Annotated in this window: 10 protein-coding genes; 3 read left to right on the forward strand and 7 right to left on the reverse strand. The window is 65.3% G+C overall.

Annotated features, from left to right (window positions below; genetic code table 11):
- Positions 1-9: 9 nt before the first annotated feature.
- The 5 genes from Q0030_RS29115 to Q0030_RS29135 form a co-directional block, all read right to left on the reverse strand.
- Positions 10-207 carry a hypothetical protein gene (locus Q0030_RS29115; RefSeq protein ID WP_298374992.1) on the reverse strand — a complete coding sequence of 66 codons (198 nt, stop codon included), beginning with the start codon at positions 205-207 and terminating at the stop codon, positions 10-12.
- Positions 208-248: 41 nt separating this feature from the next.
- Positions 249-461, reverse strand: coding sequence for a hypothetical protein (locus tag Q0030_RS29120; RefSeq protein WP_298374994.1), 213 nt, complete (start codon positions 459-461; stop codon positions 249-251).
- Between the two features lie 212 nt (positions 462-673).
- The gene (locus Q0030_RS29125) at positions 674-1,120 is read right to left on the reverse strand and encodes a phasin family protein (RefSeq protein ID WP_298374996.1); all 447 of its coding nucleotides are present in this window, start codon (positions 1,118-1,120) and stop codon (positions 674-676) included.
- Positions 1,121-1,546: 426 nt separating this feature from the next.
- Positions 1,547-2,176, reverse strand: a complete 630-nt coding sequence (locus tag Q0030_RS29130) for a glutathione binding-like protein (protein ID WP_298374998.1) — start codon at positions 2,174-2,176, stop codon at positions 1,547-1,549.
- Between the two features lie 9 nt (positions 2,177-2,185).
- Positions 2,186-2,779, reverse strand: coding sequence for a cysteine hydrolase family protein (locus tag Q0030_RS29135; protein ID WP_298375000.1), 594 nt, complete (start codon positions 2,777-2,779; stop codon positions 2,186-2,188).
- Between the two features lie 128 nt (positions 2,780-2,907).
- Here Q0030_RS29135 and Q0030_RS29140 point away from each other — a divergent pair, with 128 nt between their 5' ends.
- Positions 2,908-3,747, forward strand: a complete 840-nt coding sequence (locus tag Q0030_RS29140) for a LysR family transcriptional regulator (RefSeq protein ID WP_298375003.1) — start codon at positions 2,908-2,910, stop codon at positions 3,745-3,747.
- A 166-nt stretch (positions 3,748-3,913) separates the two neighbouring features.
- Here Q0030_RS29140 and Q0030_RS29145 read toward each other — a convergent pair whose 3' ends face one another.
- On the reverse strand, positions 3,914-4,525 hold the full coding sequence (locus Q0030_RS29145; protein WP_298375005.1) for a TetR family transcriptional regulator: 612 nt from the start codon (positions 4,523-4,525) through the stop codon (positions 3,914-3,916).
- A 260-nt stretch (positions 4,526-4,785) separates the two neighbouring features.
- On the opposite strand from Q0030_RS29145, the gene Q0030_RS29150 reads away from it, so the two are divergent.
- Positions 4,786-5,631 (forward strand): DUF3313 domain-containing protein, encoded by an 846-nt coding sequence (locus Q0030_RS29150; protein ID WP_298375008.1) that lies wholly within the window; start codon positions 4,786-4,788, stop codon positions 5,629-5,631.
- A 185-nt stretch (positions 5,632-5,816) separates the two neighbouring features.
- Positions 5,817-9,176 (forward strand): adenylate/guanylate cyclase domain-containing protein, encoded by a 3,360-nt coding sequence (locus tag Q0030_RS29155; RefSeq protein ID WP_298375010.1) that lies wholly within the window; start codon positions 5,817-5,819, stop codon positions 9,174-9,176.
- A gap of 133 nt (positions 9,177-9,309) precedes the next feature.
- Here the strand turns inward: Q0030_RS29155 and Q0030_RS29160 are convergent.
- Positions 9,310-9,837, reverse strand: a 528-nt coding sequence (locus Q0030_RS29160) for a TCP-1/cpn60 chaperonin family protein (protein WP_298375013.1), incomplete at its 5' end; no start/stop codon positions are given.

Below are 9,837 nucleotides of genomic sequence, written 5' to 3' on the forward strand. Positions count from 1 at the left end.
GCGGCACGATCAGCTTCTCCGCTGCCGATCAAGCTTCTGTGCAGGGGCGGATGCCGTCTCGAACTTCGCAATCTCGCGCAGCACCTTCGCCGTCTGGCGCAATTCATTGCGCTCCGGTCCCGGCTTCAGCCGGCGTGCTTCGTCGAGAAAGTCCTTGGCCTGCAGCAGCCAGGTGGATGTTTCCGTTGCGATCTGCATGCGCGCCATGGCGTCCCTCCACCGCGATCATCAATGGTCTGTGTCGTCGTTCAGGCCGGTGAGCCCGCGCCGCGGCGCCGTACGCGGATGCTCGGCTCATCGACCCAGGCGTCCCGCGCGAACCAGGCGTGATCAGTGCGGCAGAATGGACAATTGGTGCGCGAGAAGAATACCGCGCTGCGTCTAAAGGTCTCGCGATCAGTCCGGATGCCGGTGGAAATCGCGTGTCCGGTTTGCGGACATTTGACCATGAGCATGCCCATGTGAGCCTCCCTCGATATTGCTTCTTGCTCTTTGCAGAAAAGCACCGGCCGGCTGGATTGCGCCCGTTTGTCGGTGCGGGTACTTGGGGGGCATCGCGCACCTGCGGCGTTTGACAGAGCATCGGGCAGTGGGGGCTGCATGCTCGTCGCTGGGCTTATTCCAACCGGCCGGATCCCTCCTGAGTCCTCGACATAAATTGAGTGCCGCTCTTTTAGCCGGCTTGGTGGAGCACCTTGGCGAAGTGCTTCTTGACCGGCTCACTTGCTTCCGTGGCAAGCTTCTGGCCAAGCGCCCACAATTCCCTGTTCTGGTTCGATGCCATGTCGAAGGCCTTGCGGACCTGCTCAGTGGACAAGGTCACGACATCGGCCGCTGACTTACTGCCGAGGAGATCGGCGAAGAAATCGAGCGCGGAGGCGGCATTGGCGTGCGAGATTTCGATCACCTTAAGCGCGTAGCCGGCCGCGCCTCGCGCATTGCACGAATACGTTTCGCCCAAGACCTCGGTCATCCGTCCGGAGGCGGCCCGCGCGTGGGAAAAGCCCTGCTCGGCAAGATCGCCGATCGCGCCGGACAAGCCGATCCTCGGAAAGCCTAACAACGGCATTCCGAAGACATTCGTACCGTTCACTGTGACTTTCATTTCACCTTCACTCAAGATGCAGTCCCCTTCTCAAGCGAAAGCATTCCTCGCAACGCTCGCTCGCGTCACGAGAGCTGACGCTCCGTGTTCGGTTCAGATTTTGGGTCAGCTTCGATCGCGCCCCGACGCTACTGTGCGGAACGAAAGCGCGGCTGTCGGTTCGGTTTGCGACTCTCGCGAAGAATTTTTTTAAGATTGTCAACTCACACCAACGTATGTTTACGGGGTGCTGTGCATAATGTGGATATCGTGAGCAGCAGAAGACACCTGCTTCAGCGTGAGGTTGCGCAAAGCATCCCCACGAGCGTGCTGTTGAAGGGTCCCAGGTGGTTTGCCCCAAAACAGAGACGCCGGCATCGCCGGCCGTTGCCGCCTTCGCGTTCTCACGGCAGCGCCTCTACCCCCTCCAGCGGAGCGTCTAGAGGTTCATGTCCGCTGCGATCACGCCGTCACGGTCTTCCACAATTGCGTCTCGATGCCGATCGCGGCCTTGACCTGCGGCCGCGCCTGGATCCGCGCGAGGTAGCTGCCGAGATCGGGCCGTTGCGCGAGGTCGACGCCGGCGTGGCGCAGCAGCAGCAGCGCCCAGGCCAGATAACCGTCGGCGACGGTGAAACGGTTGCCGACGAGGAATTCGCGGTTCGTGAGGTGCGCCGCGGCGAACGCGACGCTTTGCTCGATCCGCCCGCGGGCGCTGGCCTTGGCGGCTTCGTCCTTGTACCAGAAGGTCGGAAACAGGAATCCCTTGTGGAGCTCGGTGCCGATGAAGCTTAGCCATTCCTGCAAGCGGTAGCGGTCCGGATGGCCGGGCGGCGGCGCGAGGCCGAGTTCGGGCTTGAGGTCCGCGATATATTGCAGCACCGCCGCGCTCTCCGTCAGCCGCTCGCCGTTCTCGAGCACCAGCACCGGCACTGCGCCCTTCGGCGCGACGGCGCGGAAGTCGCCGCCGTCCTCGAGCACCTTCTTGGTCCAGAGATGAACCATGTGATAGCGCGCGTCGATGCCGGCCTCCATCAGCGCGATCCGGCTGGCGAGCGAGCAGGCCATCGGCCAGAAATAGAGCTCGAGCATGGCGATGTCTCAGGCGAGGGCGTTGCCGCGGGCGATGATCGCGAAGCGGTCGGACAGTTCGGCGAGTGCGACGTCGTGAATGAGCCGTGCCGCAATCGTGCCGCCGACGCCGTCGGGCAGGTCGCGGGTCGCGCAGCTGTCGGCATCGATGGTGGTGCGGAAACCGAGATCGAGCGCGGCGCGGGCGGTCGAGCTGACGCACATATGGGTCATGAAGCCGGCGAGCACGAGCTCCTTGCGGCCGGTCGCGGCAAGCTGTGCGTTGAGGTCGGTGCCGGCGAATGCGTTCGGCAATTGTTTCTCGATCACGATCTCACCCGGACGCGGCGCCAGCGGCGCGACGATCGCGCCACGCTCCGCGCTGCGATCGAACAGGCTTCCCGGCGCTCCCTTGTGCGCGATGTGGATGATCGCAGCGCCACTTTCCCGCGCGCGGGCGAGCAATGCGGTGGCGCGTGCAATCGCGGGGCCGGCGTCGGGCAGGGCCAGGGGACCGGCGAGATATTCGTTCTGGATATCGATCAGCACCAGGCAGCTGTCGCCGAGGCGGGGCGGGGTGAGGTCGATGCCGGCAAGCTGCATCAAGGTTTTGGCTGCGGTCATGGTCCTGAGAACTCCGGAGGATGCGTCTTGCGAAAATATAGCCGCGGACCGGCCTGCCGTTATGCAGGGATATTGCAGCCGGCGGCTGCGTTATTGCAGGCAGGGGAGATGCGATGTAGCCTGACGCCATGAACTGGGACGACCTTCGGATCATCGCAGCCGTCAGGGACGAGGGCACCTATGCCGGCGCCAGCGCGCGGCTGCGGATCGACGAGACCACGGTCGGCCGCAGGCTGGCGCGGATCGAGCGGGCGCTCGGCCTGCGGCTGTTCGAGGCTGCCGACGGCGTCCGCAAGCCGACCCGGCAGTGCGACGTGGTGCTCGCGCACATCCAGGCGATGGCCGCGCATGCCGAGGAGATCGGCAGGGTCGGCGAAAGCCTGCCCGGCCCGGTCGGCCGGCTGCGCATCGCCTCCACCAATGCGATCGCGGAGGAAGTGCTGGCGCCGCGCACCAGTGCATTGCTGCGCGCCAATCCGGGCCTCACGCTGCAATTCCTGACGTCGAGCGACAACGTCAAGTTCTCGCGCTGGGAGGCCGATCTGGCGATCCGCCTGCGCAAGCCCGACAAGGGCGACTTTGCGATCTCGAAGCTCGCCGAAGTCAGGCTGTATTTCTTCGAGCCGATCGCGACGACAGCGGGAGAGGCGGTGACGTGTGCCTATCCCGATGAACTCGGAGGGATTCCGGAAATGCAGTTCCTGCGCGCGAAGCGGCTTCGCGCGCGCTGCGTCACCGACAATGTTCGGATCATCCACAAGCTGATCCAGTCGCATCAGGCAGTCGGCGTGTTGCCGGAACATAGTTGCGTGGACCTGATGACCGATCGCCTTCTGCGCGCCACGCTGCTGCCGAAGCGGCGCGACGTCTGGCTTCTGGTGCAAAGCCACCTCAAGCGCGATGCGGCGACGCGCGTCACCATCGACTGGCTGCGCGCCTGCTTCCAGGATGCCGCGCGCAGCGGATGATGTGGAGACGTGAAGGTGGACCTATCCTCCGTCATTCCCCGGTGCGCAATTGCGCACCTGAGGGCGGCGCGCAGCGTCGAGCCCGGAATCCATTTCTCAGCAAAGCTTGCGGCTGGATGGATTCCGAGCTCGCGCTTCGCTCGCCCCGGAATGACGGGGAGAGGGCTCAGATTGCGGCCTTCAGATTGGCGAAGGCGTCCTGGACGTATTTGGTGAGCTGGCGCTTGCCGCCTTGCTCGAGCCAGGCGTCGACCGCGATGCGCAGTGCGCCGCTCGCGGCCATCGCGACAAGACGGAGGCGGTCGCGGCGGTCCTTGCCCGGCAACAATTCGCACAGCGTCTCGTAGACGACCTGCTCCCGATGCAGATCGTTGCGGTGCTTGCGGGAGCTCAGCACGTCGCTCTCGCGGATCAGGCGCGAAATTGCAACCGTTCGCGACGTCTGGAAGCGGGCGCACACTTCCAGCAGGGCCTCGCGGACGACGTCGATCGGCGCACCGGCGGCGGCGTGGTCGCGGATCGATGCCCTGAGCGCGTCGTCATAGCCGGCGATATGGGCGAGCAGGATGTCGTCCTTGCTCCTGAAATAGTAGAAAAAGGTCCTGCGCGAGATGCCGGCCGCCGCCGCGATCTCATCCAGCGTCGTCGCATCAAAGCCGTTGGCCAGAAACAGCTCCATGCCGACATCGGTGATGCGTTGCAGCGTCTCTCGACGATTTCGCTCGCGCAGGCCTTCAGTTTTTGCAGGCGTCTGGGTTTTCGTCAGCGTCTCGGGCATCGGCCGCTTTCTCATGAACAGGCAATCAAGGCAAAAGCACTTCGTGGCCTATGGTTCGCGCGGCCGTCGGCGTCAACGCGCGGCGCGGCGAAGTCGGACATGCGTCTTCCGGTCGCAGCCGGCGGTCGCAGCCATAAAACCGCCCAACAAGATAATTACACCAAGTGTAATATTTACACTAAGTGTAAGTCGGTGGGGCCCCAATGACAACCTGCTCGCGCGTAGGCCGGATCAAGCCGATTCCGGCAGCAGATGGATTCGTGAGCAAGCGGGGGGCACTCTTCCGCGGCTGGGCGGCGGCGAACCTGCTCGGCCTTTTGGTCTCGGGCTGCGCGACGGCGACACTGGATCAGGCCGGTTCACTCCGCTCCTACGACAATATGGAGCAATCGGACGGAATGTTGACCCGTTCGAAGCTGCGGGTGAGCAAGGACGAGGTGCTGGCGGCGAAGACGATCAGGATCGTGCCCACCGTGTTCTCGGAGCGAACGCCCGCGCCCTTCACGGCTGCACAGCGCCGGCTCGTGACCAACGCGGCTGACCGCGCATTATGTGCGGGCCTGAGCGAACGCTTCTACGTGGTTGCGTCAGAGCCGGCCGATCTGACCGTTCATGCTGTCATCACGCATGCGGTGCCGACCGATCCGACGGCAGTCGGCGTCTCCAAGGGTGTGTCGGTGGCGAAGACGATTCTGTTGCCCGGCGTGCCGGTGCCCGTTCCGCGCATTCCGGTGGGGCTCGGCAGCCTGTCGCTTGAAGCGGAGGCGCGCGATCCGGCCGGACAGCAAAAGGCCGCGATGGTCTGGGGCCGCGCGGCCAATGCCTTCGACAACGGGCGGATGTCGGAGGAGGGGGATGCGTACGGCCTTGCGGCATCGTTCGGCGGCGATTTCAGCCAGATGCTGGTCACCGGCGTGACGCCGTTCGGCGGCGTGCCATCGATGCCCTCGATGCAGCGGCTCAGCTTCCTGCTCGGCGGCGCGCCGAAATATCCCGCCTGCGAAGCGTTCGGGCGCGCGCCGGGCCTCGTCGGCATGGTCGGCGACAGCGCCGGCGTGCCGCCGGATTGGACCGACAAGGGACCGGTTGCGGCGAAGGTGGAGTGAGGCGGCCGGCACGCGTACGAATGTTCGCGTGCACACGGCTGTAACGGGGCACCGCCGTGGCACAATTCGCGTATCCTGCTCTGCGCGGACTTGCCGCAAAACAGAAGGTGCCAGCACAGACAGATTGCGATAACGTCTGTTCGCCGTGGTCCATTCGGCCAGCCGTCAACCCGTCGGTGAAGCCAATGCAGCAGATTGCGGAATGGCTCGACAAGCTGGGGCTTGGGCAATACGCGCTGCGTTTTGCCGAGAACGGCATCGATGTTGGTGTTCTTCCCGAATTGACGGATGAAGACTTCGACAGGCTCGGGGTCCTGCTCGGCCATCGCCGCAAGATTCTGCGTGCCATCGCCGATTTGAATCAAGCCGAACTGATCGCCGCGCCGGTTCCATCGCACGATGCCGAGCGACGCCATCTCACCGTGATGTTCTGCGACCTGGTCGGCTCGACGGCCTTGTCGGCGCGTCTCGATCCCGAGGACATGTGGGAGGTGATCCGCGCCTATCGCGCGGCCTGTGCGCGGGTAATCGCGACATATGATGGCGTCGTTGCCAGATTTATCGGCGACGGGATCCTCGCATATTTCGGCTACCCATGTGCACATGAAGACGATGCAGAGCGCGCGGTGCGCGCCGGCCTCGACGTCATCGCCGCGATCGGCAAGCTCAAGACCCGGGCGGACGAGGGGGTCGCGGTGCGGATCGCGATTGCGAGCGGGCTCGTCGTGGTCGGCGACCTCGTCTCCGGCGGTGCATCGGAGGAGCAGGCGCTGGTCGGCGATGCGCCGAACATCGCCGCGCGGCTGCAAAGCCTGGCGGAGCCGGGCGTGGTCGTCGTGGCCTCCTCGACACGCCGGCTGCTCGGCAATCTGTTCACGCTTCGCAACCTCGGTCGCCGCGAGGTCAAGGGTATCTCCGAGCCGATCGCGGTGTGGGCTGTCGAAGGCGAGCCGGCATCGGAAAGCCGTTTCGAGGCCGTGCGGACCGCGCGCTCGATCGGCTTTGTCGGCCGCAAGGCGGAGATCGAATTTGCATTGTCGCGCCAGCAACTGGCGTGGCAGGGCCAGGGCCAGGCGGTGCTGATATCGGGCGAAGCGGGTATCGGCAAATCCCGCATCGTGGCGATGCTCTCCGACAGCCTCGTGCCCGAGACGTACTGCCGGGTGCGCTATCAATGCTCGCCCTATCATACCAACAGCGCGCTGCATCCCTTCGTCGCCCAGCTCGAGCGTGCCGCCGGCATCCGCCTGGAAGATGTGCCGGAGCAGAAGCTGGATAAGCTCGAGGCCATGCTGGCGCTCGGGACGCAGCATGTGCCCAGCGTGACACCGCTGATCGCGGCGCTGCTGTCGATCCCGACCGGTGACCGCTATCCGCCGCTCGGCCTGAGCCCGGCGCAGCAGCGGCGGCAGACATTCGCAGCGCTGCTCGACCAGCTCGAGGGCCTTGCCCGGCGGCAGCCGGTGCTTGTCGTCTGCGAAGACATGCATTGGGCCGATGCCACGTCGCTCGAATTGCTCGACCTCGCGGTCGACCGGATCAGGGGACTGCCGATCCTTATGCTGATGACGTTCAGGCCCGAGTTCGAACCGCCGTGGGCGGGACTCGCCAATGTCAGCCTGCTGCGGCTGGATCGGCTCGACCGGCAGGACACGCGCGCCCTGATCGAGCAGGTGACTGTCGGCCGGTTGCTACCCGGCGAGATGATGACACAGATCATCGAGCGGACGGATGGTGTCCCGTTGTTCGTCGAGGAACTGACCAAGATGGTCATGGAGTCGGGGCTGCTCGTCGAGAATGCCGGACGCTACCGCCTCGACAATCCGCTGCCGCCGCTGGCGATCCCGGCGACGCTGCAGGACTCGTTGATGGCCCGGCTCGACCGCCTGGCGCCGGTCAAGGAGGTGGCGCAGATCGGCGCAGCGATCGGCCGTGAGTTCTCATACGCGCTGCTGCGCAGCGTGGCCGGTCGCGATGATCTGACGCTTGCCGCGGCGCTCGCCCAGCTCGAGGAGGCGGAGTTGCTGTTGCGTCGGGGCACGCCGCCGGATGCAAGCTACAGTTTCAGGCACGCATTGGTCCAGGAAGCGGCTTACGAGAGCTTGCTCAAGAGCCGCCGGCAATTGCTCCACAAGCAGATCGGCGATGTGCTGCGCGCCAAGTTTGCCGAGATCGCCGAGATCGAGCCGGAAGTCGTTGCGTATCATTTCACCGAGGCGGGGCTCGGCCAGACCGCGCTGGCGTGGTGGCGCAAAGCCGGTCAGCAGGCGCTGAAGCGCTCGGCCTATTGCGAGGCGATCGCACATCTCGGCAAGGCGGTCGCCATCGCCGATGAACTGCCCGACGAGCGGGGTCGGATGATCGGCCGGCTGCATCTGCAAATCGCCTACGGCCGCGCGCTGCGGGGCAGTCTTGGGCACAGCGCCCCCGAGACGGTGGCCGCCTGGACGCGAGCCCGGCGGTTCGCCTCTGACATTGACGATCCAATCGAACTGGCGCCGATCCAGTCGGGCCTCTTCAACGCCTGCTTGACCCACGGTGAGCTCGCGCCGATGCGGGAGTTGGCGGAGGCGATCATGGGCGCGGCGGAACGGCATCCGGAATCGCCGGTGGCGACGATCGTCGCGGGCTGGACCAGCGGAGTGACCTGCTGGTTTGCGGGCGACTATCTGAGCGCGGGCATCCATCTCGAGAAGGCGTTCGCTGCCTATGCGACCGAGCCCGATCCGGCAACGTTCAAGGCGTCGACGCTCGATCTGCCGTTCGTCATCATGAGATTTCTGGCGCTCGTGCTCTGGCCGCGTGGCGAGATCGATCGAGCCCGGCAGCTCGCGGGCGCGGCGGTGAGCGTCTCCGGAGAACAGCGCGCGCTCGCGCGTGCCAATGCTCTGGTTCACAAGGCCGTTTTCGACGGGCTGTGCGGCAGCCGGTTGCGGCAGACCGAGACGATCCTTGCCCTCGGACTGGCGCAGGATCACACGATGCCGCTGTATGTCGCCGCCGGCACCTATCTCAATGGCCTGGCGAAGTGGCGTGCCGGCGACCTGGCGGCAGGTCTCGCGGAGATGCAGCGCGGCTGGACATTGCTTCACGAGAACGACTGCTACCTCTGTGATCCGTTCTGGGGACTGCATATCGCGGTGGCGAACGCGGACGCAGGGCATGTCGAGGCGGGGCTCGACATCATCAACGAGCTGATCGACGCGACGGAGCAGTCCGGGCAGCACTGGCTGGATGCCGAGCTGTACCGTGTATTGGGCGAGCTGCGGTCGCGTCGCAACACCCCCGACATTTCCGGCGCCGAGGCTGCCTTCCACCGCGCCCTCGAGATTGCGCGAAGGCAACAGACCAAGACTTTCGAACTGCGCAGCGCGCTTGGAATTGCGCGGCTGTATGCCGGCAATGGCCGGGCGGACGCGGTGCCGGAGGTGCTTGCGCCGGTGCGCGCATGTTTCGATGCCGGGCAGGATCTCGCCGAGATCCGCGATGCCGACGAACTGCTCAGGCAGCTGGATCGGCCGACGCGTCACTCCCGTGCGTCCTGACGGATGCCGGTGGAGGCAAAACAAAAACCCCGGCATCGCTGCCGGGGTTTTGCATTTCGTAGTCGCTGAGCGAGATCCCGGCTCTGCGGTGCACCGCTTTGCGCTGCACCGCGTCCGGGACGACTTCGTCGCCTTAGAAGTCCATGCCGCCCATGCCGCCGCCCGGAGGCATTGCGGGGCCGCCGGCGTTCTTCTTCGGCAGCTCGGCAACCATCGCTTCCGTGGTGATCAAGAGCGCGGCAACCGAGGCAGCGTTCTGGATCGCGGTACGGACGACCTTGGTCGGGTCGATGATGCCCTTCTTGACGAGGTCGGCATAGTCGCCGGTCTGGGAGTCGAAGCCGTAATTGTAGGCCTTGTTCTCCAGGATCTTGCCGACGATGACAGAGCCGTCTTCACCGGCGTTGATCGCGATCTGGCGAGCCGGAGCCGACAGCGCCTTGCGCACGATCTCGACGCCGGTCTTCTGGTCGTCGTTCTTGGTGCGCAGGCCCTTGAGCTGCTCGGAAGCGCGCAGCAGCGCGACGCCGCCGCCCGGGACGATGCCTTCCTCGACAGCCGCACGGGTCGCATGCATCGCGTCATCAACGCGATCCTTGCGCTCCTTCACCTCGACTTCGGTCGCGCCGCCGACGCGGATCACCGCGACGCCGCCTGCGAG

The sequence above is a fragment of the uncultured Bradyrhizobium sp. genome (assembly GCF_947648125.1).
Lineage (GTDB): Bacteria > Pseudomonadota > Alphaproteobacteria > Rhizobiales > Xanthobacteraceae > Bradyrhizobium.

What these genes read in the sequence shown, in the direction of transcription:
- Q0030_RS29145 (WP_298375005.1), bottom strand. Translation starts at nt 4,525, where the DNA reads ATGCCCGAGACGCTGACGAAAACCCAGACGCCTGCAAAAACTGAAGGC.
- Q0030_RS29115 (WP_298374992.1), bottom strand. Translation starts at nt 207, where the DNA reads ATGGCGCGCATGCAGATCGCAACGGAAACATCCACCTGGCTGCTGCAG.
- Q0030_RS29130 (WP_298374998.1), bottom strand. Translation starts at nt 2,176, where the DNA reads ATGCTCGAGCTCTATTTCTGGCCGATGGCCTGCTCGCTCGCCAGCCGG.
- Q0030_RS29155 (WP_298375010.1), top strand. Translation starts at nt 5,817, where the DNA reads ATGCAGCAGATTGCGGAATGGCTCGACAAGCTGGGGCTTGGGCAATAC.
- Q0030_RS29120 (WP_298374994.1), bottom strand. Translation starts at nt 461, where the DNA reads ATGGGCATGCTCATGGTCAAATGTCCGCAAACCGGACACGCGATTTCC.
- Q0030_RS29135 (WP_298375000.1), bottom strand. Translation starts at nt 2,779, where the DNA reads ATGACCGCAGCCAAAACCTTGATGCAGCTTGCCGGCATCGACCTCACC.
- Q0030_RS29140 (WP_298375003.1), top strand. Translation starts at nt 2,908, where the DNA reads ATGAACTGGGACGACCTTCGGATCATCGCAGCCGTCAGGGACGAGGGC.